Origin of the sequence: Shewanella psychromarinicola (assembly GCF_003855155.1) — a bacterium.
Taxonomy (GTDB): Bacteria; Pseudomonadota; Gammaproteobacteria; order Enterobacterales; family Shewanellaceae; genus Shewanella; species Shewanella psychromarinicola.
The window spans coordinates 5,109,296-5,134,849 of the sequence record NZ_CP034073.1 but is presented as its reverse complement, the minus strand read 5'-3'; the positions used below and the strand labels follow the sequence as shown (position 1 = coordinate 5,134,849).

Annotated in this window: 20 protein-coding genes; 10 read left to right on the top strand and 10 right to left on the bottom strand. The window is 43.2% G+C overall.

Annotation, left to right across the window (positions count from 1 at the left end):
- Window positions 1–196: 196 nt before the first annotated feature.
- Together EGC80_RS22280 and EGC80_RS22275 are read left to right on the top strand one after the other, a co-directional pair.
- Window positions 197–2,764, top strand: coding sequence for a TonB-dependent receptor (locus EGC80_RS22280; RefSeq protein WP_124013658.1), 2,568 nt, complete (start codon window positions 197–199; stop codon window positions 2,762–2,764).
- A gap of 96 nt (window positions 2,765–2,860) precedes the next feature.
- On the top strand, window positions 2,861–3,493 hold the full coding sequence (locus EGC80_RS22275; RefSeq protein ID WP_124013659.1) for a glutathione S-transferase family protein: 633 nt from the start codon (window positions 2,861–2,863) through the stop codon (window positions 3,491–3,493).
- A gap of 60 nt (window positions 3,494–3,553) precedes the next feature.
- Here the strand turns inward: EGC80_RS22275 and EGC80_RS22270 are convergent, their stop codons facing one another.
- From EGC80_RS22270 to EGC80_RS22255, 4 genes are all read right to left on the bottom strand, one after another.
- Window positions 3,554–4,054 (bottom strand): DUF4447 family protein, encoded by a 501-nt coding sequence (locus EGC80_RS22270; protein ID WP_101032648.1) that lies wholly within the window; start codon window positions 4,052–4,054, stop codon window positions 3,554–3,556.
- Window positions 4,055–4,138: 84 nt separating this feature from the next.
- Window positions 4,139–4,540, bottom strand: a complete 402-nt coding sequence (locus EGC80_RS22265; protein WP_101032647.1) for an SMI1/KNR4 family protein — start codon at window positions 4,538–4,540, stop codon at window positions 4,139–4,141.
- 115 nt (window positions 4,541–4,655) lie between these two features.
- On the bottom strand, window positions 4,656–5,435 hold the full coding sequence (locus EGC80_RS22260) for a nucleotidyltransferase family protein (protein WP_124013660.1): 780 nt from the start codon (window positions 5,433–5,435) through the stop codon (window positions 4,656–4,658).
- Between the two features lie 147 nt (window positions 5,436–5,582).
- Window positions 5,583–7,670, bottom strand: coding sequence for a M13 family metallopeptidase (locus EGC80_RS22255; RefSeq protein WP_124013661.1), 2,088 nt, complete (start codon window positions 7,668–7,670; stop codon window positions 5,583–5,585).
- A 292-nt stretch (window positions 7,671–7,962) separates the two neighbouring features.
- Between EGC80_RS22255 and rsuA the strand changes: the two genes are divergently transcribed.
- Window positions 7,963–8,652, top strand: a complete 690-nt coding sequence (gene rsuA, locus EGC80_RS22250) for a 16S rRNA pseudouridine(516) synthase RsuA (RefSeq protein ID WP_101032644.1) — start codon at window positions 7,963–7,965, stop codon at window positions 8,650–8,652.
- A gap of 283 nt (window positions 8,653–8,935) precedes the next feature.
- Here the strand turns inward: rsuA and EGC80_RS22245 are convergent, their stop codons facing one another.
- The 3 genes from EGC80_RS22245 to EGC80_RS22805 all read right to left on the bottom strand — a co-directional run bounded on the left by EGC80_RS22245 (window position 8,936) and on the right by EGC80_RS22805 (window position 11,100).
- Window positions 8,936–9,505, bottom strand: coding sequence for an RNA polymerase sigma factor (locus EGC80_RS22245; protein WP_164839521.1), 570 nt, complete (start codon window positions 9,503–9,505; stop codon window positions 8,936–8,938).
- A 530-nt stretch (window positions 9,506–10,035) separates the two neighbouring features.
- On the bottom strand, window positions 10,036–10,698 hold the full coding sequence (gene rpiA / locus EGC80_RS22240; RefSeq protein ID WP_101032643.1) for a ribose-5-phosphate isomerase RpiA: 663 nt from the start codon (window positions 10,696–10,698) through the stop codon (window positions 10,036–10,038).
- 162 nt (window positions 10,699–10,860) lie between these two features.
- Window positions 10,861–11,100 carry a hypothetical protein gene (locus EGC80_RS22805; RefSeq protein ID WP_233768566.1) on the bottom strand — a complete coding sequence of 80 codons (240 nt, stop codon included), beginning with the start codon at window positions 11,098–11,100 and terminating at the stop codon, window positions 10,861–10,863.
- 473 nt (window positions 11,101–11,573) lie between these two features.
- On the opposite strand from EGC80_RS22805, the gene pbpG reads away from it, so the two are divergent.
- The 4 genes from pbpG (at window position 11,574) to EGC80_RS22215 (ending at window position 15,875) form a co-directional block, all read left to right on the top strand.
- Complete coding sequence (gene pbpG, locus EGC80_RS22230; RefSeq protein WP_124013662.1) at window positions 11,574–12,485, top strand: D-alanyl-D-alanine endopeptidase; 912 nt, start codon at window positions 11,574–11,576, stop codon at window positions 12,483–12,485.
- A gap of 184 nt (window positions 12,486–12,669) precedes the next feature.
- A complete protein-coding gene (locus EGC80_RS22225) occupies window positions 12,670–13,314 on the top strand; it encodes a cupin domain-containing protein (protein ID WP_124013663.1) in 645 nt (214 codons plus the stop codon).
- Window positions 13,315–13,563: 249 nt separating this feature from the next.
- Entirely contained in the window at window positions 13,564–14,823 is a 1,260-nt protein-coding gene (locus EGC80_RS22220) for an MFS transporter (RefSeq protein WP_124013664.1), read from the top strand.
- A gap of 575 nt (window positions 14,824–15,398) precedes the next feature.
- Entirely contained in the window at window positions 15,399–15,875 is a 477-nt protein-coding gene (locus EGC80_RS22215) for a hypothetical protein (protein ID WP_124013665.1), read from the top strand.
- Window positions 15,876–16,105: 230 nt separating this feature from the next.
- Here EGC80_RS22215 and EGC80_RS22210 read toward each other — a convergent pair whose 3' ends face one another.
- From EGC80_RS22210 to EGC80_RS22200, 3 genes are read right to left on the bottom strand one after another with little or no spacing between them, the layout of a single operon-like run.
- Window positions 16,106–17,377 carry a c-type cytochrome gene (locus EGC80_RS22210; RefSeq protein WP_124013666.1) on the bottom strand — a complete coding sequence of 424 codons (1,272 nt, stop codon included), beginning with the start codon at window positions 17,375–17,377 and terminating at the stop codon, window positions 16,106–16,108.
- Window positions 17,374–17,910, bottom strand: a complete 537-nt coding sequence (locus EGC80_RS22205) for a (2Fe-2S)-binding protein (protein WP_101032635.1) — start codon at window positions 17,908–17,910, stop codon at window positions 17,374–17,376. Before EGC80_RS22205 ends, EGC80_RS22210 begins: the two co-directional genes overlap by 4 nt.
- Window positions 17,907–20,780: a xanthine dehydrogenase family protein molybdopterin-binding subunit gene (locus EGC80_RS22200; protein ID WP_124013667.1), complete on the bottom strand. Its 2,874-nt coding sequence runs from the start codon at window positions 20,778–20,780 to the stop codon at window positions 17,907–17,909. Before EGC80_RS22200 ends, EGC80_RS22205 begins: the two co-directional genes overlap by 4 nt.
- 1,383 nt (window positions 20,781–22,163) lie before the next feature.
- On the opposite strand from EGC80_RS22200, the gene EGC80_RS22195 reads away from it, so the two are divergent.
- From EGC80_RS22195 to EGC80_RS22185, 3 genes are all read left to right on the top strand, one after another.
- A complete protein-coding gene (locus tag EGC80_RS22195) occupies window positions 22,164–22,805 on the top strand; it encodes a YitT family protein (RefSeq protein WP_101032633.1) in 642 nt (213 codons plus the stop codon).
- A gap of 517 nt (window positions 22,806–23,322) precedes the next feature.
- Window positions 23,323–24,609, top strand: coding sequence for an acetyl-CoA hydrolase/transferase family protein (locus tag EGC80_RS22190; RefSeq protein ID WP_124013668.1), 1,287 nt, complete (start codon window positions 23,323–23,325; stop codon window positions 24,607–24,609).
- A gap of 359 nt (window positions 24,610–24,968) precedes the next feature.
- Window positions 24,969–25,508 (top strand): type II secretion system protein, encoded by a 540-nt coding sequence (locus EGC80_RS22185; RefSeq protein WP_124013669.1) that lies wholly within the window; start codon window positions 24,969–24,971, stop codon window positions 25,506–25,508.
- The last annotated feature ends 46 nt before the right edge of the window (window positions 25,509–25,554 follow it).

Below are 25,554 nucleotides of genomic sequence, written 5' to 3'. Positions count from 1 at the left end.
TTCACTTTTTATTCATGATTTACTCTCGACTAAGTGATTAGTTACATTTACGTTACTATCTTGTGTTGACTTTGTTAAGTTTTAACCTAACTTGAACAGGTACATTAGAATCCAAAAAAGTAGTAGGCGGTAATGTTGTTACCGCAGTTTGCAGTAATCATGGATTTAAAACAATAAATTAACGTTAAGGATGATCATGAAAAAAACTAACCTTTTACGCAGCGCTTGCGCTATCGCTGTATCACTATCTCTTGCACCTATCGCCTTTGTTACACAAGCTGCTGATGCAGGTGCCGATGCAAAGGTTGAACGAATTGAAGTGACCGGTTCTCGTATCAAACGCACCGATATTGAAGGACCTTCACCAGTACAATCTTTGAATAAAGACGATATTGCTAACATGGGTTTTGACAACCTACAACAATTGCTAGAGCGGATGCCTGCAAACGGTTCTGGTGCATTCTCAACGCGTGGAAATAGCCAAGACTCTACTGCCAACGGTGGAGCATCAATCAGTTTACGTGGCTTAGGCCCTGATGCGACTCTGGTACTTATTAATGGTCGCCGTGTTGGATCGAGTGCGTTTGCTGAAGGGATTTCAAATTCGTTTGTTGATATTAATAATATTCCTGTTTCGGCTATTGAGCGTATCGATATTCTTAAAGACGGTGCATCAGCTATTTATGGTTCTGATGCTATTGCCGGTGTGGTCAATATTGTCTTAAGAAAAGACATTGAAGGTATCGAACTTAACCTAGGTTATGGTGATGACAGTGGTACCGGTTATGACGAAACGACAGCCAGCTTAGTATGGGGCGTAAAAGCCGAAAAAGGCAGTGCGTCAATTATCCTTGATTACTTTACCAATGGCACCTTGTCTGCAGACGAAATGGGTCGTTTTGGCACCGCTAATCAATCAGTTTATGGCGGTGAAGATTATCGTTCATCACGTGGCTTCCCGGGTTATTTCTATGTCAATGGTGTTAAAACGATTGACCCAGATTGCCCCGCTGAGAATGCGACAGCAAGTGGCAGCTGTTTGTTTGATTACGGTCCATACAACTTAACGATCCCAACGTCTGAGCGTGTCGGTGCTATTGGCCAGTTTGATTATATGTTAGGTGAAGATTTAACCGCATTTTTAGAGTTGTCAGTACAACACAACACGTCTGAGGCTGGCGGTGCACCAACGCCATTAGATGAAGATGCAGGTTTAACCGTGCCTGGTACTCATCCTAACAATTCTTTTGGACAAGACATCGATATCGGCCGCTACCGTACGGTTGATGCTGGCCCTCGTCGTTGGGATATCGAATCAGATACCATGCGTATTGTTGCCGGCCTTCGTGGCGTCATAAACGATTGGGACTGGGAAGTATCAGCGCAACGTGGTCGCAGTGAGTCAACCCAAACCGGTGACCGTTCACAGGGTTGGGTAAGAACCGATTATTTACAAGCTGAAATAGATGCCGGTAACTACAACCCATTTGGCGCTACTATCAACTCGCCAGAGGTGATTGATCGCATCACCACTAGCCTAGTAAGACAAGGTAAGTCGAGCATCACCGCTTATGATGCCAGTATTACAGGCCAAGCATTTACGATTGCTGATCGCGATATTATGATGGCTGCCGGTGCAGAATACCGCGAAGAAAGTGTCAGTGACGTGCCAGATGAGCAGTTTCAACGAGGTCTGATTTTTGGTACTGAAGCGATATCTGCGTTTGGTTCACGAGACCAACATGCTGCCTATGTAGAATTCTCTATCCCTGTTGCAGATAACTTTGAGTTGCAGTTAGCAGGTCGTTACGATAACTACAGTGATTTTGGTTCAACCACGAATCCTAAAATCGCTTTCCAATGGGGCATTAGTGACGAGGTCACTGCTCGAGGTTCATGGTCTACTGGTTTCCGTGCCCCATCGTTAGCACAAATCGGCTTAGGCCCTTCTGAGAAGAGTGACTTTTTAATTGATAGCTATCGTTGTGAAGCTGATAACGTAGATTGCGAGTTATTGGATTACAACTTTATATTCGCTGGAAACCCTAACCTTAAAGCTGAAGAGTCTGAAACGTGGAATGTGGGCATGATTTGGGCCCCAGATCAGCAGTTTGATATTGGTGTTGATATATACAATATTCTCCAAGATAACAAGATTGACTCACTGCAAAACCAGGTTCTTTATGATGAAAATTGTAATGATCAAAACAGTACGGTCTGTTTGCGAAATGCACCGCAAGCAGGTCAGACATTTGGTCCGCTTGATGTGATTAAATCTGGATTCGTCAATATTGGTTCGCAAGAAGTACAAGGTGTGGATTTATCGACTCATTATGGCCTTGAATTAGACGGCTACGGTACGGTTAAGTTTGGTGTAGAGTACAGCTACTTAATCAGCTTTGAAAAAGAAATTGATGGCGATATTGTTGATTACACTGGTGAGTATGAGTATCCACAGCACCGTTGGTTAGCAACAACTAACTGGAACATGGATGACTTTGCTGCCAACGTTAACTTAAGTTATATCGGCGAATTTGAAGACTTCAATAAAACCCGTACCGTTGATGCCCAGTTGTTAGTGGATATGTCTGGTTCATATCGTTTTAATGACACGGTCAAGTTATCTGTAGGGGTTAATAACGTGTTTGATGAAGATCCATCATTTGCCATTGGTGACGGTGATGCCGACCTTTATGGTTATGCAATGGGCGTTCATAACCCATTAGGCCGTTATATTTATACTAAAGTTACAATGAACTTCTAATCACAACGTCATAAGATAAATTACAGCCACATTCACTCATGGTGCAATGTGGCTTTTTTTATCCTCATTAACCTCACTATATAATATGGAACCTAAATGATTACGTTATACGGAACCCAAAAAAGTCGTGCGCTACGGGTATCTTGGCTTTTAGAAGAGTTAGGTATTGCATGGCAGTTTCATGCTATCGATTTTGCTAATGGTGAACATAAAGGTGACGCATTTTTAGCCCTTAACCCTAGTGGCAAAATGCCAGTACTCACAGAGGGTGATTTCGTGTTAAGCGAATCTGCGGCCATTATGCGTTATTTAGCGGAAAAGTACGGCCAAGGTAAATGGTTGCCAAAACCAGGTACTCAAGAGTCTGGTATTCATGAACGCTGGGTGAGTTTTGTGATTAGTGAGCTTGAACAACCGCTGTGGAGTATGGGTAAGCATCGTTTTGCGTTACCAAAAGAACTGCGCGTAGACGCGATGTTTGCTGTGGCCAAATGGGAGTTTGATCAAGCGGCTGCGGTTGCTGAAACTTGGATACCAGAGTCTGGGTTTGTATGTGGCAGCGAGCCTATGGTTGCCGATATTTTACTCGCACAAACCTTAGGTTGGGCTTTGGGATTCGAGCAACATCTGTCGCCAAAGTTGTCCGCCTATCGCGATCGACTAAAGCAACGTCCTGCTTTGGCCGCTGCGCTAGCCAAAACAGTAGCACTTGCCGATGTCGCTAAATAAGCGTTATCAAAAAGGAAGCCGAAGCTTCCTTTTAGTTATTGACCGTCAAAATGGAGGTTTTTATAACTGAGTCGCCGCCCATTTAGCTCGGCTTTCTCGGCTTTCGCTCATGCCGTTATCAGCACGATAAGCTTTATAGGCTTCGGCATCGAGTGCGACTAAGCTTACATCCACTTCAAGTACGAGTTTACATTCTTTTTTAATACGCCAAGCTGCTGCATTGTACAGTTCAGTTAATGGCAAAGAGCTTAAAAATTCAGGATTGTATTGGGTATAGAGAGCCTGAGTTGGATAGACCACAAACGCTAAACGACGTTTAGGCTCTTTTTTAAATAGCTCTTCAATGCCATCAGAGGTATTGAGCACTTGCATTTCGATAATATCATCGATGTCTAACAACTTTTTCTGAGCGGGAATAGGCGCTTCTTTCTCACCAGACTCCCATGACATCACATCTTCATTACTGGTCTTAGTGATGCTAGCAACTTGTTCTGTTGTTAGGCTTAAAGACTGACGCAAACATTGGATTTCAATCGCATTTAAACCGGTATTTTTCGACATGATCGTTCTCATCATTAGTGTTTATTTATTTATTTGTTTATTTAACCGTAACTTAAGGTTAACAGATAGGGTTAACAGATTAGCTTATCGATTAAGCCACACATCTTCGGCCCAATGCCAAAATGATTCCCAGACTTTGTCGCTAAATCGGCCTTTTTTCCAAAACTTCACTTGGCCTTCTTCATCAATACAATAAAAGCTATCGCCGATTTGGCAAATGGCAATTTGTTCACGGGGCAATCCAATAGACCAAGCATAACAGGCGACTTCTGGTAGATAAGTGTGCGAGTAAGGATCCGCAGCGGTAACGGGTTCAAGCGTGCCATAAATAACATCACTGCCATACAATAAGAATTCTTTTAGATCGTTGGGCAAACCAATTAAGATCTGTTCTTCAACCTCTACAAGTTGCTCAAAGGTGGGCAATTCGAGTGGCACGGGTACAGTTTCACTTAACTCTTGTAGCAGTTCGATAATGTCATTCATAGTATTGTCCAGCAGATCGTATCGTAATGGGCGCGAGTATAGCAGATGTGATTGTAGTGGATCTTATTTGGCAAAAAAAAAGCGCTCATATGAGCGCTTAAGGAGGGTCTTAATATTAGGCAACTTGTCTGTGTGAAGCATATAAACTTTGACGTTTATAACTTAACCACGCTTTATGATATTGCTTGTGCGAGTCTTGACGAAGCTTGGCTATCATGGCTTGTTCTATATCATTTAACCGTCTAGAGGTTGCTTTGGCTTGTGACTCTATCTGTTGAATATGCTCATAAATATGATGATCTGGACCACTTTTAATGTCGGCAATATCATTTAAATGAAACTGTACTTCAACCACCATTTGGCTTGCGGGCAATTTTACTAATACATTTAAGTCACGATAGCCTGACATTTTGGGGCGAGAAAAGCGGTTTTTTAATTGCACTATTTCGGTGTGTTGACGCAGTTGATGGTAACTTGATAATAAGCTTTTAACGTCATTGGCCACCACACTGGCTCGCGCTATATCGGTCAGCTGACTGGCGTCGCCATTGAATTTTGCTTGCACTTTTTGAGCCGCACGCTGATAACTTTTAATGGCAGGAATAATGGTTGTAGTGTTGCTTGACTGGCTAATAACGTGCAGTAGGTCAATGAGTTCTTGCTGCGCTAATGGTGCTCGTGTCATCAGAGCATGTAAGTTATCGCTATCTTGTACGACAATGTCAGCGTCGTGCTCATATAGCGCCAATAGCTGCTCAATATCATTAGTTGATTTTTGGCTGAAGTCTGAAGGCTGGGCTAACTTGTTATATTTAACCTCGTTAGGTTGAGCAATAGCACCACGGGTAGACAGTAAAATTAAGAAGATAAAAAAGGTACGAAATAACTTATTCATTGAATAGCTCCAGCGTAATGTCTGTAACTCAATGTACCGCTTTTTGGCTGAATAGGGGCTGAATGAACAAGGTTTAATAAAGAAGGGCATCAAATGATGCCCTTTTATGAGGAATTGTGACGTTAATCAGTTTTCACTGCGTCTGAATTACCAAATTTTTACACGTTTAGCAGGTTCAATATACATCTTGTCGCCTTCTTTCAGGTCATAAGTGCTGTAGAACTCAGGCATGTTCGATAGCGAACCAAGAGCACGGAAGTGGCCAGGTGAATGCGGATCAGTTGCAACGCGGTTACGCAGTGATTCTTCTTTCATCTTTACCCGCCAAATTTGGGTGAAGCCCATGAAGAAACGTTGATCGCCGGTTAAGCCATCAATGACCGGTGCTTCTTTGCCATTAAGTGACATTTTGTAAGCTTTATAGGCGATAGTGACACCTGATAAATCGCCAATGTTTTCACCTAATGTTAGGCTACCATTGACGTTTAGGTCGTCAAATACTTGATAGCCATTATACTGAGCGATTAACGCATTACCTTTTGACTCAAATGCTGTTAAGTCAGCTTCGGTCCACCAGTCACGCATGTTACCTTCACCGTCAAATTTCGCACCTTGATCATCAAAACCATGGCCCATTTCGTGGCCGATAACCGCACCAATACCACCATAGTTTACCGCGTCATCGGCTTCAAGATTGAAGAACGGAGGCTGTAAAATTGCCGCTGGAAAAACGATTTCGTTCATGGTTGGGTTGTAGTAAGCATTAACCGTTTGTGGGGTCATGTGCCACTCGTCTTTATCGATTGGTTGACCTAGCTTGGCGATGTCTTTGTTATGCTGAACCACTGCGGCACGCTTAGCATTACCGATTAAATCGTCTGCTTGAATGGTTAATTTAGTGTAATCAGCCCATTTATTTGGATAACCAATTTTAGGATTAAATTTAGCCAGTTTTTCTTTTGCTGCTACTTTAGTGCCTGCACTCATCCAATCTAATGAATCAATGCTTGAGCTATAAGCGCCGCTTAGGTTGCTAACTAACTTTTCCATACGGGTTTTGGCTTCTGGCGCAAAATGACGTTTCACATACACTTTACCGACAACTTCGCCTAACGTGTCGCTAACAGTGCTAACGCCACGCTTCCAACGCGGTTCTTGCTCTTCTTGACCGTTTAGAGTCTTAGAGAAAAACGTAAAGTTTTCGTTATCTAATGCTTCAGATAAATTGTTGGCATTGTGAGTCAATGTCATCCAAGTCATGTAGTTTTTCCAAGTCGCAAGGTCGTTGTTTTTAAGGACCTCGTTTAAGCCTTGGATATAGCTTGGTTGGTTGATAATGATATCAGTTTGCTTGTCGCCGCCTAACGCTGCTAAATAGCCATCCCAGTTAATTTCTGAGGCCAATTCTGGCAGATTGCTCACTTGGTATAGGTTGTAGGTTTTGGTGCTGTCGCGATTTTCAACGACGTCCCAATGCTTTTCTGCAATTTGGGTTTCTAGCGCTAAAATAGCTTCAGCATTGGCTTTTGCGTCTGGCAAGCCAGCTAAGCTGTACATTTTTTCCACATGCTCAACAAAAGCTTTACGGATATTAACGAAACGCTCTGAGTCGTTAAAGTAATAATCTTTCTCAGGCAGGCTTAAGCCATACTGATAAATGTGTGTGGCATAACGGCTTGAATCTTTAGCATCGATGTCAACATAAAAGGCTAAAGGTGTACCACCACCCTTAGCTTGGTTTTCACCAAAAAAAGCGGTTAATTCTTGTTTGTCTTTCAGGGCGGCGATGTGATCTAATTCAGCTTGAATTGGTGCAATACCCAATTTATTTAGGGTGTCAACGTCCATAAATGAGCGATATAAATCAGCTACTTTTTGCTCGTCAGTACCATCGACTAAGTTAGGTGTTGCACTCAAGTCTTCGATAATCGCTTTAACGTCATCACGGGCGTTTTCGCGTAAGTCGTAAAAAGCGCCGATGCTGGTACGGTCACTTGGAATGTCAGATTTGTTCAACCACGCGCCGTTAACATACATGTAGAAATCGTCTTGAGGGCGAACAGACTTGTCGATATTGTCAAAGTTGATGCCTGAAGTGAGGGCTTGTGCTACCGCAGTGGCAGTGGCTGTTTTAGCCACGTCTGCTGCAGGTGCAACTATTGCCTTTTCATTATTACAAGCGCTTAAGCCTGCAATTAACGAGGCACATAGACCTCCAATAACCAGTTTTCTCATGTTGTTTCCTTTGCTTTATTTAAAGAACCCTTCAATGGGGTATTGCAGACTGTGTTGCATAATTGAGTAATAACCCCTTTATCCAAAGGGAAAAGCTATTACTTTTATTGTGAATTGTATGTTAAGGCCTTAACCGTCTATAAAACAAGCCAAACAAAGTGATTTTTACAGGGTTTTTTGTGAGTATGTGTAACTAAAAATTACCGTGGAGGTGAAAAATATCGGCGATTGATTTCTATTTAAGTGCGTAAGCAGCATAATAGTGTCAATATTTTTTGATTGAGTAATCATTGTGCGTTTAGACAAATTTATCTGTGAAAGTACCGAACTGACTCGGTCGCTCGCCAAGAGAGCCCTGCATCGTGGTGATGTTACCTGCGATGGTGTGGTGGTGAAAAATTCTGGTTTTAAGGTACTTCCGCAAATGGCGGTGCATTTAGACGGTACCTTAATTAGCGTGATTGGCGAGCGTTACATCATGTTAAACAAACCAATAGACACCATTTGTTCAACCATTGATGAACAATATCCATCGGTATTGAGTTTGATTGATATTGAAAAAATGGACACGTTACACATTGCAGGTCGATTAGATGTTGATACTACCGGGTTAGTATTAATAACCAGCGATGGTCAGTGGTCACATAAAATTACCTCTCCAAAGAAAGATTGTGGCAAACGCTATTTAGTGGAATTAGCCGATCCCATTGATGACAGTTTGATAAAAATATTTGCCGATGGTGTTGAGCTGCGCAATGAAGATGGACTCACTAAGCCTGCCTTGCTCGATATTATTGATCCCACCCATGTGAGATTGACGATTAGCGAAGGTAAGTACCATCAAGTTAAACGCATGTTTGCCGCTGTCGGTAATAACGTGGTTAATTTACACCGTGAAGCTGTGGGTAGTATCGAGTTAAACGCTGACTTAGCGGCAGGTGAATGGCGTCATTTAACCGCAGCCGAAGTAAAATCCGTGTAGCGGTATTTTTTGAATCTATTAGTTTATATCTATAAAAATGCCGTTTGTCTTTATTGCGCCAGTTTGCTGCATTAATGCCGTATTTGCGGTTGTTGCGACAATCACACGGCCATCAGAGTCAGGGTTGCAATACTTGCCGCTATAAGCCAAAGCCCAAGAGATAATTTTTGTTGTTGAGGTTTAGCGCTTAATTGCGATGCAATACCTGGCTATCAATCTTTTACAGGCTTCATCTGTGATGACATCGATTTGACTAAGCTTTCAAGGTCTTGCTGTGAATGACTTATTCAAGCATCTCTTGTAATAATTGTTTAGCATTATGGTACTGCGCTTTACTCGTGCCTTCGGCAATATTGAGCAATGCGGCGACTTCATTATGCTGATAGCCTTCGATGGCACAAAGAACAAAGACAATGCGAGTGCGTTGGGGCAACTTAGCTATGTACTTATCGAGCTGATGATAGTCATCAAAATCCACCGTAGGTGCGTCAAGTGGGTCAAGTTGTTCCATGGGTAAAAACCGTTGCCACCATGATTGTTGCACTTTTAATTCGTTAATGGCTTGGCGGACACATAAGCGATGCAACCAGGTAGTGAATCGACTGTCGCCTCTAAATTGATCCAGTTTGAACCATAAACGAATAAAACACGCTTGCGTCATATCATCTGCCAATCTAGCTTGTCCGCTTAATCGAAAACAGATGGCATACACCCGCTGGTGATGGCGCCGAAACAGTTGTGCGAAGGCCTGTTCGCAACCGGTTTTTGCCATGGCGACTAACTGATTATCGTCAAGGGCTGCGGCGGCTAGCTGGGTTAACGGCCCTGTGATTAGCGGCTTAATGGGGAGCATCCTTATTGTCACAACACATACAATATAATTGACTAATATTTGACATTCTCAAGTAGGCAAAAGGTGTATATTGGCTTTTAAATAAGTTTATGCCAGTCGCGTTGATGTTAAACAATGAGTTAAACAATGAGGTTGTTTTTGATTAGTCTGTAGGGTTTGAACGGGTGAACCAATAACATAAAACGGCCTAGCATTGAAGTTAGGCCGTTTTATGTTTTGACTATTGTGCTATACCAAGCTGATTAAATATCTGATCAGTTCGGGGTCGCTAAGGGGTTTGATTTAAGGCGCATTGATGCCGAAATGATTATCCCATTTAAATCAATGCAACGCGGAAATGGAACGACTGAGTGACTCTATTCTGGCGGGTTTCAAAGTACGTTATGCTTCGTTAGATGCTTTCGAAATGGAATCACTATTCGCTTCAATCATCTGCCTTGCTTACAGCACTTTGAACTCCCGCTGAACGATCACATATTCAATAGGATTGGTATTGCTTAAGTGGCAACACAAAAAGTCACCACTGTCGGTTATGACAAGGTTACTGTGTTAACGCCATCAGGGGTGCCAACTAGCAATACATCGGCGCCGCGGTTAGCAAATAAGCCGTTGGTTACCACGCCTACAATCGCGTTAATTTTAGTTTCCATCACTTTAGGGTCTAAAATTTTCATGTTGTACACATCTAAAATCACATTGCCGTTATCGGTCACCACGCCTTGACGGTAAACCGGATCGCCACCTAATTTGACTAATTCTCGTGCCACATAAGATCGTGCCATTGGGATCACTTCAACCGGCAATGGAAACTCACCTAAAATAGGTACTTGCTTGGTATTATCCACAATACAAATAAACCGTTTTGCTACCGCTGCGACAATCTTCTCGCGCGTTAATGCGGCTCCACCACCTTTAATCATGTCCATGCGGTCGTTAATTTCATCCGCGCCATCAACATAGACATCAATCAAATCAACACTGTTTAAGTCAAACACTTCAATGCCAAGTCCGATGAGTTTTTTAGTCGATGCTTCAGAGCTTGATACTGCACCTTCAATATCATCTTTCATTGTTGCCAATGCATCAATGAAGTGATTAACCGTTGAACCAGTTCCGACGCCTACGATGGTGTCTTTTTTGACATACTGTAGTGCAGCCCAACCTGCTGCTTTTTTCATTTCATCTTGTGTCATAGTCATATTCTCCATTTTAACAATTGGGTCTATTATAGCGTAAATCACTGAAGAACCGTTTGTTATGTATCATAAAATTTAGCATTTTTAAACGCTGAAAGTACTCGTATATTGATGACACTCATAAACTTTTTTTCTAACCTCACGTCCATCACATACGCTTTAACGGTAATGGTGTGTAAAAAACTGCCCAAAGCCGTGCTCGTTACCCAAATTGACGACAATAGGTTTATTTAAAAAGGTATAAGGTGAGCATTGAGTGGCTTCCCTGGCCAAAGCAATGGTTTTTTGGTGATCTGCATTTATCGGAATCGTAAAACTCACGACAACCATTTCATCTAAAGCACCGCTATTAGCGTTACATATTGCGGTTTTTAATGCCTCGGCATTGGGCACCATCACGGAATTATTATCGCGGAATTATCGTCAAAGGTGCGCAGCCACGTCACGCTCCATTCCAGTTTAATGACTTCACCATAATAGCCAGATAATGTCACTTAAGTCATAGGGTCTCGACAAGCTTTAAGCGGATATTGGTTTGCTATGGTCTTGAGCGAAATCCGAGCGAAGCGATGTCGCGGGGTCGTTCACGTACCGCGAAACGATGACAAATGCTTAACTAGTATATTGTTGATATACCTCATCTGGCGAGTACAGTATTGCTCGATAGTGTGTATCTTGGCTTGTGTGAACATAACTCAGTACTCGCTATTATTTATGTTTTTTGCTGGAGCGGCAACAAATGCACTAACATTCACTAAAAACCGACTAACATTCACTACAAACCCACTAATAGTGATTATTTATCTATTGTCGGACTAATCCTTTATCGTATACTCAAGGGACTTATTAGGTTTATTTTTCAAGTGAGAATAATGAAACTCCGTTTCTTTTTTGCCTGCGCTTTATTATGTTCAAATACCGTTATTAGCTCCTCGGTAGTTGCTGAACCCGTGTCTCAAAAACAATCATTACAAGAGTTAGCATCAAGCAGTGCGATGTTAGTCGACTTAACAACCAATGAAGTGCTGTATTCCAGTAATCCACACCAAGCGGTCCCCATTGCTTCAGTGACTAAGCTCATGACCGCCATGGTGACCCTTGACGCCAAATTATCGTTAAATGAAAAAATATCGGTTAAAATTACTGACTCACCCGTGATGCGTAATGTCTATTCACGTGTACGATTAGGCAGTGAAGTTAGCCGTGAAACCATGTTGTTAATGACACTCATGTCTTCTGAAAATCGTGCTGCAACCTCGCTTGCTCATCATCATCCTGGAGGGTTTAAGGCATTTGTTCGAGCGATGAACGATAAAGCAATCGCATTAGGAATGACCCAAACGCATTATGTCGAACCTACCGGCTTATCACCTGAAAACGTATCGAGTGCGAATGACCTTATTTTATTACTTAAAGCCAGCCAGCAATATCCGCTTTTAGGTAAGCTCAGTTCAACCAATAAAAAACACGTTATTTTTAAACGCCCACGCTATGCACTGGATTTTCAAAATACCAATAAACTGGTCTTTAAAGATAATTGGAACATTGCGTTAACCAAAACCGGTTATACCAGCAAAGCAGGGCATTGCTTAGTGATGTTAACGGAAATGGATAAACGTAAAGTGGCGGTTGTGGTGTTAGATTCGTTTGGCAAATATACGCATATGGCCGATGCTAATCGACTTAAGAAATGGTTGGAAACTGGCAGAACGACGCCCATTCCTGCCTCGGCTAAAGCGTATAAAAAACAACGCCAAATGGCAGCCAATAATTCAGCAAGTTAACCAATTCAAGCATTCGTTCATCATTAAACCTGTAAATTGTATTTGCAGGTTTTTTTATAGAAAATTTCTTCTTATTAATCAATAAAAAGCACCTTAAAGTACCTATTAAACCATTTGGTACTCGCTGTTCATTGAGTTGATTTCGCTCTAAGCTATTAGCAATCATGGTTGTAAAGGTATCAATATGTTAAACATGGATTTTAGCCAGCGAGTTGTGATCAATAGCGCTGAACTTGCATGGCAAAACAGTCCTGCTGCAGGGGTTTTACGTAAACGCTTAGCGCGCGAAGAAGCCGAGCGCGGACATGCCACCAGTATTGTTAAATATCAAGCAGGTGCTCAATTTAACTCACATCCTCATCCATTAGGTGAAGAGATTTTAGTGCTCGAAGGTGTATTCTCTGATGAAACCGGTGATTATCCCGCCGGCACGTATTTGCGTAATCCTGAAGGTTTTGTTCATGCGCCATTTAGCGTACAAGGCTGCACGCTATTGGTTAAGCTGCACCAGTTTCAAGAGAGTGACTCTGAGCAAGTGGCTATTAATACCAACAACGCTGATTGGTTGCCGGGTCAAGGCCAATTACGGGTTATGCCGCTACATCAACATGGCACCGAATCTACGGCATTAGTCATGTGGCCAGCAGGGACTCATTTTCAACCCCATCGTCATTTTGGCGGTGAAGAGATTTACGTGATTAGCGGAGAGTTTATCGATGAGCTTGGCCGTTATCCTGCTGGTACGTGGATCCGCAGCCCGCATTTAAGTCAGCACAATCCCTATGTGGAACAAGACACGGTGATTTTAGTTAAAGTCGGCCATTTGTAACCATCTGCAATTTCAATATTGACTAAAAGTCATCTCTGCTTCAAAGATGATATTGGCATCAAGGTTGATGGCTGAGTAGCCAAATACTTTGATGCTTTTTTGATTAATCCTATTAACCTCGAAGGTAAATCAGCAATCATTAAATAACGAGTGGCCCAATAACCTTAATACCTATACGATTGGTTATTAAAAATTCAATCAATTCAGTCTGTCACATTCAATTACAGCATCACTCTTTAAGGATAAAAAGTGCATAGCGATGTTTCTTTAGCGCGGTTTAAGCAATTTCCACGATTAATGTGGATATTATTGTTTGGGTCATTTATTACCCGTGGCAGTTATTACATGGTGTGGCCCTTTTTGGCTGTTATCTTGTATGAAAAATTTGCCTTAACCGCCACTGAAGTAGGCTTAGTACTGTCGAGTGCAGCGATTATTTCGGTATTTACCAGTTTTATGGGGAGTGCATTGTCTGACCGGATCGGTCGCCACAAGCTAATGTATCTTACGGGTGTGCTTTATATCATCTCGTTTTCATTGCTGGCACAAGTTGATTCAGTCAAAGGCTATGTGGTGGTGATGACACTGTGTTCGATTGCCACCTCGTTATGGCGACCACTCACGTCTGCTACTATTGGTGACATCATTGATGACCCTAAAACTCGTGAACTGGCGATGCAGTCATTGTATTTCGTCGTTAACGTAGGCTGCGCTGTCGGCCCAATGTTAGGTGTGTGGTTAGGCTTAACCGGAAAACAATCGAGCTTTTACATTACTGCCGCCGCTTTTGCCGCATTGCTGGGATTGTTATTTTGGGGCTTTAGGCACCAAGCTTGTCAAACCATCCCATCGACAACAGAACAGGTGCCCGATGAGCTTATTCCTGCGTTCATCAGTCGGCAGCAAATAATAACGATTTTACAGCAGGATAAATTGCTCCAATGTCTTATCGTTGCCAATATTTTGTGTATGTTCATTTATGCGCAAATGGACAGTTCGCTTATCCAATACCTCACCCGCGCGAATGCACCTAATTTACTGACATTGATTTCAGCGATGATTTTTACTAATGCATTGGTGATCATCTCAACCCAATTTTTACTATTAAGATTAATGGCCGGCTATAGTTTGGTTCATCGTATTCAGTTTGGACTGATACTATTGGTGTGCTCACAAGTTTGGTTAGCGTATAACCCTATCGATTTATTTTGGGGCTGGATTGGCGCCGTTATTGTCATAAGCCTAGCCGAAACCATTTTGTTCCCGACTATGAATGTGCACATTGACAGGCTAGCCCCTAAGCATTTGCGTGGTGCGTATTTTGGCGCGGCATCATTTTATGAAATTGGCTTTGCGTTTGCGCCATTGGGTGGCGGGATTATTTTGGATCATCTCGGTGGATATTGGTTATTTATTATCGGCGCTATATTGTCCTTGGTGGTGATGTATTTATACAGTATTTTGGATAAGCTACCCAGGCCAGATTTTGCTGCAATGAAGTTAAGTTAACGGTTAGGGTTCTCTTTTATGGCTGTTGCCTCTGTACTCTATATACGCTACATAATTATAGAAGAACTGACCCAGCCGCACATCATTTTCCTAAGCGCTATCAAAACGATAAGGTCGCCAAAGGGGTCGCTGCCGCTTTTTTTCATTAGCCGTTTTGAGCCAATATCGCAATCGTCTCGTTATTTTGTTATTCCATTAATATTTAGCTTTGCTGTGTTCAAGTGAATTAACTTTAAATCAACGGTTTGATTTGTTTTTAGGCGCTCATGCTTCTAGATTAAGGCTTATTCACTATAGTAAGTGCCGCTATTTTGTTATTGTTTTGCGGAATATGATTTGGATGAGTTAAGGGATGATATAAGGCTAAAACAGAGGTGGTTTTTGTTGCCGCCGATGCGGGTTTTAACACTGATATCGATAATATAAATTAGAGTCGACAATTGCGCTGAATACGACTACATTTGCACCTATAGTAACCGTATCACTAATCGTATTTGGTTTTTTTTATCGGTAAGGCATTATCGCTCGTTAAGCATTATGACAAGCGCCTATTTAATCGCAAAGGAATCAATTTTATGAATCGCCATGTAATACCACTTATCATTTTTAGCACGTTAATGGTGTTTTCTACAGGTCAAAGTGTTGCTAAAGACCACGAGTCACACGGTAATAGCGGCAAGCACAAATCTGAAAAACATCAAAAAAAGCATGAACATCACAATGACAGTAACTACGAGGTCTATTTTAGTAATGATCGCCAAGTCGTGATTAAAAATTACTATTATACCACCCGTGATGCTAAGCATTGTCCTCCAGGGTTAGCCAAGAAACACAATGGCTGCCAACCACCGGGTAATGTTAAGCAATGGCATAAAGGTCAACATTTGCCTGCGGATGTTGTGTACTATGATGTGCCTCCAGCACTGACTCTTCAGCTAGGGCGCACACCAGAAGGGCAGAAGATTGTCCGTGTGGGTACTGATTTGCTGTTGATTAGCATAGGTACTGGTATGGTGATCGATGCAATACAAGATCTTAACGATGTGTTGTAATCTTTTTGGCTAATATCTTGTTAGGCGAAAGCCATTACAAGGTCAATCGGGCTTAGTATAGATTCATGGCTTTAGCCAAAATGAATTTTTGCCCTTTGCCGATAACTGCTCAAGAGTTTGCTTACCGCTAGCGTTATTAAAATAAAAAGCCGACTTGATGTCGGCTTTTGTGTAACACCTATTTTCCACATGATTCAAAACCAATGATTCAAAACCAATAATTCAAACGCTTAACCATGCTCGAATATCACTTCTTTCAAATCATTGATAGTGTTCATATCTAGATCCCCTGGCTGAGTACTCCATGTCACTCGCAGATAGTTGGCTAAATCTCTTAGCTGCTCGTCGCTTAACTTATCAGCATAAGCTGGCATGGCATAAAAGCTGGTGGTGGTGTTGTAATGTTGACTCTTTATCCCTTTTAGCATCACAGCAACGATATTGTGTGGGCTAGCTTTACCTAATGTGGCGTTACCGGCCATTGCCGGAGCAACATTAGGTCGACCCTCACCTTTTTGACCATGACAACCGGCGCAGTATCCCATGTACAGCTTATATCCTGGCAGTTCACGCTGGTGGCCGTTAAAGGTAAGCGCTTTCGCTTCGATCTTTTCGTCGGTATCGAGCAGGTAACTGCTAACGGCAAACATGTCTGTATCGGTTAAATGACTAAAGCTGTGATACACCACGGGATACATGCCACCAAAGACGGTGCCCTTGCGAGAATAACCCTCAGTAAACAAAGACTTTAAATCGTCATGAGTCCAATTTTGTCGATTAAGCTCGGCTGGCGTAATGTCCGATGCCTCTAGCCCTTCAATGACAGCACCTTGAAAGTGTTTGTCTTGCTCCATGGCAAATAGGCTGTCTCTTGGAGTGTGACATTCAGCACAATGGCCTAAAGCATTGACTAAGTAATTACCGCGGTTCCAAGATTCACTCTTGTCTTGCTTAGGGGCAAATACCTCGGCATCGTGGGCGACTAAATTCCATGCCTTGAGGCCAAATCGTACGTTAAAGGGGAAAGAGACATCATTGTCGAGATTAGCTTGCTTGATGGGTTTAGTGCTCATCAAATAGGCGTAAATCGCTTTAGTATCTTCATTCGTTAACAGACTATAAGAAGTGTAGGGCATCGCAGGATACAGATTGCCGTTAATGCCGACACCATGATGCATGGCATCAAAAAAGTCATCATAGCTGTATTGACCAATACCGGTATCTTTGTCTGGGGTGATATTGGTCGAATACACCGCCCCAAACGGGGTTTCGAACGGCAATCCACCGGTTAATTCACGGCCACCAACACTCGTATGGCAGGCCACACAGTCGCCTATCTTCATCAAATAAGCGCCACGTTCTATTGCGCCTTCGCCTGCGTCATTGGCAGCACTGCAGGAAAATGCCAATAAACTCAAACCCAAGGTTAGTAATAGATCCTGACTTAGCTGATGTCGAGCCTTGTTAAAGCGAGCTAAATAACTCAAATATGATGGTTTCATGACAGGGTTAGCCCCTCAGTCTTGAGGATCAAATCTTTCATCGCCGCATAATATTTTACATAGCCAGTGCAGCGGCATACGTGTTCACTCAAGGCCTCTTCTATTACGTGTTCAACTTGATCTTTGGCGATAGGTTTACGCTCAAGTCGTTCTAGCAGTGCGGTCGATTCATTGACAAAGCCAGAGGTACACCAACCACATTGAAACGAGAAATGTTCCAAAAAGGCTTGTTGCACAGGGCTAAGCGCGGTGATCTCGCCTTGGGCGTTCTGCTTGGCATGACCTTCTACTGTGCGGATATGTTTGCCATTGAAACGCTCGACACCATTGATGCAAGTACGTACAACCTCACTCACTCCTAGGTTGTCGTCAACTATCACAGTGCAGGCATGGCATACACCTGCGCCGCAGCCAAACTTAGTGCCGGTAAGGTTTAAATATTCATGCAAGAATTCAATCATCATGACGCCATCGCCGACTTCAATCGGGCCAACGGCTTGGTTATTAATAGTTAGTTCAATTGACTGGCTCATGCCATGGCCTCCTTAATTTTTTTCGCTGTTATTGGTAATTCGTAAAAGCGCACTGCGGTAGCCTGATAAACGGCCTCAACCAGTGCGGAAACGACAGGGATCATCACCACCTCGGCAATGCCGCGATTCGGATCTGTTTCGGATAATGGCGCTAAGATGGTATGTCTCTGGCTCCAAACGCCAACATGCCTTGCTAACGGCACCTTATAACGATTGAGGTTCCAAGTACCATTACCTGCCCCTGCTTCAAATGGCGGTAATTCCTCATGCAGAGCATGGCCAATCCCCATGGCAAGACCGCCTTGAATTTGGCCTTCAACTAACTCATTCACAATCACTTTACCGGCTTCTAACCAAGTATGAGAGCTCAGCAGTGTGACTTCACCATTGCCTTCATTTACCGCCACTTCAACCAAGGTTGCGCACGGGGCATAGTAAGTCACCATGGCATTATTAAGCTCGGCCTTAGGGTAGCGCATAGCTTGACGGTCGATTAAGTGATAACCATTAGAATTCATACTGGCTTGGCGAGCAGCATTGCCATGATATTGATTACTTTGGCCGTATTGCAGCGCCAACGCATCCAGTGCAATGCGTTCTTTGGTGCCAAGGATCTCAAAATCAGCTTCGGCCCAAGCCCAGCGATTAAAGGCATGGCCCATTACGCCAACCACTAAGCCCATGTCGTGGGCGCGTTTAGCGAGAATATCGATCGCCAGTGGCGGGAAGCCCATAGCGGTAAGTTTACCGTCGACCCAGCGGCCGTCGCGAGCGTGATTGAGATTGGTTGCGCCCATTGGGGTGTTAAAATACAACTCGTTCCAAATAGACACAGCCGCAGGCCAGAGTCCGTGGCGATAGATAATCTCGGCGGCAATGCGGGTCACATGGCTTTGGTAATAGGCCGACATAGACGCCGACGATGCCATGGCTTTTACTGGCGTCCAACGTGGATTAGCCGTCATTTCATCTTGACGTTGCTGTGAAATAATATAAGGATTGTCGGTTTGCACTAATTGCATGGCATCCCAGATGTCTATCTTGGCGAGGTTTACCTCATGGGCAAAGTTGCCTAAGGCATCGCTGACGATCACGGCTTGAGATGTTTGGGTACCAGTGCCCATTTCGATAAAGCCGATATCCAGGGTTATTTTACCGTCTTTAGATAATCTAACCGCCGCACTTGGCGCCGCCGCACCTGTACCATAATCTTTTGTGGCAATGCCAAAGCCTACGCCATAACGCATGCCAGGGTATTTAGCCTCATAACGAGTCTTATTGGCTGCGCGGTTTTGCCACACAGGGTCTTGTTCTGCCATGTCGAGCATTTCACGATATCTTAGGGTGCCATTGGGGATAGCGCCTTGGGTATTACGCTGCCCAGACTCCATCACGTTAGCCGCGCGCAGTTTAAACGGATCAACATCTAACTCGGCTGCCATTTCGTGGATCATGCCCTCCATTGCCGTCATCGATTGCAACGTGCCATAACCGCGCATCGAGCCTGCATCTGGGTTACGTGATGCATAGGCTGTGGCGATAATATCATTGCGTGGCGTGTAGTAAATACTTTGAATCGCCGTCGCCCCAACGGAGGTCACCGACGGGCTAAAATTGACTCGACCGCCACCATCGACGGTCATCTGTGAGGTTAATGCTTGGATTTTTAGGGTCGCTTTATCGACGGCTAAGCGACTCTTCATCGTGAAAGGGTGACGCTTAAGACCTGATTGAAATTGTTCAAAGCGGTCATTGGCTAAGCGCACAGGGCCGGTGGCATAAATGGCTGCGAGCACGCCATAATAAGGAAATATCGAATGATCTTTGGCGCCAAAACCGCCGCCAATATAAGGCGAATGCACCACTAGATGTTTAACCTTGCCCGCCAGTGGCCCAGATGACAGCATGTGTACGGCCATCTCTTGAAAGTCTTGTGGAGATTGCGAGGTGATAACCGTATGGAAGGTTTGGCTAGCAGCATCAAACCAGCCGTTAAAGGCTTCTGGTTCCATCATCATCGGGTCGATGATTTGGGTGCGATATTCGCGCTCTAATACTTGCCACTGTTGATCTGCTTTGGCACTCGCAATCTGTTTTTCTATCTCGCCAGCATAATACAGCCCGCGCTCAGAAACCGAGCCTTGAGCATTAGCATCACCTGACCATACCGGTTTGTGGTGCTTAACGCTGGGGAAAAATAGTCCATCGTGTAGTGGGCTATAAGTATCTTCACGGGCACCATTTTCGCCTTCAACCCGAATAAGACGCCAGCTGGCATAAGGGTCTTTAGTGTCTGACACAAAGGGCGTTTTTTCACCAAAGCGCAATAAGGTATTATCGAACTGCAACAATGACTTAGCTTGTTTAAATGCAGGAAAACTATCGAATAATAATATCGCAACCGCATGACCAAGATAATCTGCGGTTTGTCCCTCTGGCAGTAACATATTGTCACCGTAAAACTCGGGCAGCTTAACCTTGTCGCGAATAAGATCCGCCGCAGTGATCACTTTATAGGGTTTAGCCGAAGCCGGGAGGTGGTCGAGGGAAAATCCTTGATAAACATGGGATGCATCGGCGGCGCGCAAGATAAAAGCGTAGCCTTGCTGTTTTGGCCAGCCTGCCATGTCCATTGCGCGGTAGTCTCGGCCATAGACTTTTTGGCCTGTCACTTTGGCTATGCCATCGTTGCGAAACTTGGGTTTGGATTGACCATTAATCTGAGTTTGCCATTGGGCTGCCAGTTCAGGAGAAACGATAGACGCATTGGCCCGACTCATTTCCCACAGTAAAGGCGCTGAATAAACGGCGACTCCACCAATCACACATTGCTTAATAAAGGTCCGGCGCGACGTGTTAGATATATCCATATTTCACCTCAGTTTGTCTTAAGGGGAAAATCAGACGCCGGGTTAGTTGCCGCCCGATTTAGGCTCATTTACTTGATTGTAATAACTAATTTTTATTGACTAATTTTCTTGTGTATAGGCTAATTTAGCATTGCGCCACGGTAACATAATGATATAAACATGCATATTCTCGATTGTTATAGGACTTCTCAAATGGGAACTGTGATGTTGATCAACTTAATTTGTTGCTGATTTAATCTGCAAATATTCCTTTTTAGCAGTCGAGAATGTTATAAAAAGGGTTATGTTTATCTGCAGGTTAGTCAACATTATCGCGCTTAGTTGTGTGGTGTTTAATTGAGCTTATTGCCATTTTTCACTATTTAATTAAGCAGATAGACAGCATATCGTTATCGGTTTAACTCAGTATGACCAGCTTACTACCAAGATTGATTATTCAATTTTAGTCAGTATAAAAAATAATTGTGCTCGATAATGAATTTTTTGATCAAGGTTTTAATTAATTGTTTGATTTGTAAGGCTATAGTTACCAGTTTGTTTTGCTTGTGTCGTTATGTTGAGCGTTTAATCATTAGTCAAGTTAATGGTTTCGCGGTGATGGGCACGGTCAATATTATGCTGAGTGATGATTTTTGATCGGTTACAGCGACAATTTACCCGACTACATATGTGAAGTGACTTAGCCGCGCTGTTACACCTTCGCCAATAAGTTGTCATTTCTTGGTCGATAAGTTGCGCTGTCTCAGTCCATGATATTCCAGGCATCATGGAGGTTTTACTCCCTGCATATGGGTAAATGTGCGCCTAAGCCCACAGGTCGTTAGCATTACTTTCGGAGTTAATTATCTTCTATGGCCTCAATGTTATTGGGGGAGGGCATGGCTTAAGTCTGAGCTTTATTTATACTGCCATTTATGCCTTTTTTTGGTAACAGACAAGGGTTGATTCAAAGCCGTTTATTATCCCAAACCGAGGTTATGTTGGCCAAACCATGTCATGCTTAAGTGGCAGCAATTGATTACTTAAGGTTGTCTAGAATCGTTGCCGCGGTTAACTTTTACGTCTATTTATACAGTGCTAATATTCGGCTGAAGTTTGATCAAGCGCATCTCTTAGACCCCAGCTTAATCGATACTGTAACAATTAATAAACACTTCGTTTACCAAAGTGCCTAAAGTCGTAAATCTGAGTGAACACTCATGGCAAAAATCGCAGCATTTGTCTCATTTAGCTAACTGTTTAATCCAAGTTGATTCGGTACACTGCGCGCCCTTAATATGTTGCTGTTTTATAGCACTGCACAATGGCCAGTGCATTGGCAGCATGATGTAATCACTAGGTTGCTAATAACTAACCGCTACTCACTACAGGATGGCAAATCGCATGCAATTTCCAACACACCGATTTTACGAAGACATTATGGCTTTGTTTTGTGCCGGTGTAATGGTGTCTTTTGGCGTGACTCTGTTTAACAGTAATCAGCTTATTACTGGTGGTACCGCAGGTTTAGCGATTATTGGGATGCATCTGACATCGTTAAGTTTTGGGGTGTTATTTTTCTTAATCAATGTGCCTTTTTACTATATCGCTTGGACTCAGCTTTCTAAGCGTTTCACCATCAATACCTTCATTTCGGTGACAATAGTCTCGCTAATGACGGATTATATGCCGATGTTTATTCATATCGATAATGTCCATCCATTATTTGCAGCGGTAGTCGGCGGTATGTTGATCGGGGTCGGTGTGTTGATTATGTTCAGACATAAGTCGAGCTTAGGCGGTTTAGGCATTTTGGCACTTTACTTACAAAACAAGTATTCAATTCGTGCCGGTAACTTTGGCTTGCTAATTGATACGATAATTTTAAGCTCTTCGCTGTTGCTGTTTCCTTTTGAGTTGGTGTTATTGTCAGTGATGGGTGCAATTGCGTTAAATGTGTTAATTGCGGTTAATCATAAACCTGGCCGTTACCAAGCTTATGTTGAAACGAAAGCTAACACTAAACATGCCCGCGTTGGCGTATAAACACTGTGCTTAATCCTGTTTATTGGTTAATGTAAACCTCGTTTGAACGAACCTGGTTTACATTAAGCTTGCTTAAATTAATAGGCTGGCCTTGGGCCACAGTAAATAAATATCGCAAGCCTCCAACTGCGTCATGGCTCAAATGGGCTCAACAGACACCTCGCAATATTGTTTATAAATGAGTGGCCTCAGCTGTTTTGGTCATATATTTCCCCGCCCCACCTATCAGTGCCATACAGTGTCATATTGGCCTCCGGCGTATTTTTCAGCGCGACATTTACAATCACAAACCCAAAGGGGGTTATAGGGATTGCTCCAACAAAATGATCCCGCTTAATACTCTTGCTTAATACTCTTGCTTAATACTCCTACTCAATGCTCGCTGAATAAAAAATGCCCTGCAATGTCTCAATTACGCTACTCTTTTGTGTTAGATCAATGTTACAAAGGCCAATGCTATTAACGGATTAATTTACCGCTTACACTACAAATAGCTTAATTACCTTGAGTAATATTAATGAAACCAATTATTTGTAGCAGTGCTTTAGAGGCCGTATCCTTAATTGAAAGCGGTGAAACCTTATGGACACACTCCATGGGCGCTACGCCAACATTGTTGCTCGATGCATTAGCCGAACATGCGCTAACTAAGCATGGCTTAACATTATTACAGCTGCATACCGAGGGAGCTGAATCGCTCAGTGATCCCCGTTTAAAAGAACATATTCGCCATCGTTGCTTTTTTACTGGTTCACCCACGCGGTCGCTGTTACAACAAGGTGATGCCGATTATGTTCCGATTTTTCTCTCTGAGGTGCCCAAGTTGTTTCGTTCCGGCGAACAGCACATCGATACCGCCATCATTCAAGTGTCGCCACCCGATAAACACGGTATCTGCTCTTTAGGCATATCGGTTGAGGCAACCTTAGCGGCGTGCCAAATGGCGGGGCGGATCATTGCCCATATTAACCCTATGATGCCTCGCACCCATGGTGATGGTTTTATTCATTATAATCAGCTGGCTGCTGTGTATGAACAGAGCAAGCCGTTACCACAACATCTATTAGCCCCAAGCGATGCCATTAGTTTAGCCATCGGCCAGCATGTAGCAAAACTGGTGCCTGATGGCGCTTGCTTACAGATGGGCATAGGTGCTATCCCAGATGCGGTGCTGTCGTGCTTAACCGAGCACAAAGATTTGGGCGTACACACCGAACTATTTTCAGATGGGGTGCTTAATCTGGTTGAACTTGGAGTCATCAATAACAGCCGTAAGAAAGTACATCCCGGTAAAGTTGTCACTGGTTTTGCGTTGGGCAGCCAACGACTTTACGACTATGTTGATGACAATCCGTCGGTGATATTTATGGATATTGAGCAGGTCAATGACACTGCCATTATTCGTAAAAACCCTAATGTAATGGCAATAAACTCCGCGTTACAGGTCGATATATCAGGCCAAGTGTGTGCCGATTCACTGGGCACTCAAATTTATTCAGGTGTAGGCGGGCAAATGGACTTTATCCGCGGCGCCGGACTGTCTGAAGGTGGGCGATCGGTTATTGCACTGCCAAGTACCGCTTCCAATGGCACCGTTTCGCGCATTGCCACTGTATTATCCCCAGGGGCTGGCGTGGTGACTACCCGTGCACATGTGCATTATATTGTCACCGAATATGGAACGGCTTATTTGCGGGGTAAGTCATTGCGCGAGCGAGCTCGAGCACTTATCGACATCGCCCATCCAAAATTTAGACAGCAGCTTTGCCAAGAAGCTTTTGATATGTGGCGACTGAAGGTTTAAATACTGTGGATTTATTAATCTTGTCATTGCTGTAATAGTTGTGAGCCGAAACGGTAGTGTGTTATTTTGATCCGCTGCCTTAGATTGGTAGATTAAACAACACACTTGGCTCGAAACTATTAACATCAGCGTAAAAGTCTCTGTAATTACGGCTAAATAGAGGGTTAAAATAATCATTGGAATACAGTCAGTTAAATACAGTCAGTTAAATACAGTCAGCTAAATACAGTCAGTTAAATATGGACACTTAAATATGGACACTTAAATATGGACACTGAAAATAGTCACTGAAACATAATCTTCTTACTCAATTTATACAAACTGCGCGGTCAATGACTGTGTCAAAGGGCATTCGTTGTATGAGTACATTAACAACAGGTTCCCGCCAATCGGGTTTCACGCTTATAGAGCTGGTGGTAGTGATTATCATTTTAGGTATTTTGGCTGTTGTTGCGGCACCTAAATTTATCAATTTAAAAAAAGATGCCCATATTGCCGCTATCAAAGGTGTAACAGGGTCGATGAAAACGGCCGTTTCGTTATTTAAAGCGAAAACGCTCACATCAGGCAAGGCCATTTCCGATACGGTTGAGTTCTCTGGTGTCAAAGGCAGTAATTATCAACCTTGGGCCGCAGCGTCCAATGCCGCTAACACCAGTTTTACTGCCAATTATACTTTAGCACCGGAAATATTTGAAGCCGCTGGGCTTGATGTGAATGACTGGGCTTATCGAATTTATGCATCAAGTGGCAGTTATGCGGTAGCTGCTGCACCAAAAGGTGTGTTGGCTGCAGCCGAGCCAACGTCGACAGAGGTTATCGCGACGAATTGTTATTTCCAATATCATTGGAAGGTTACAGGTGAAGCGGTTATTACGACGGTGATTACAGGGTGTTAATTAGTCAGTGGTCATCCACAGAGTTGCTGTTTTACTTATGGCCTGC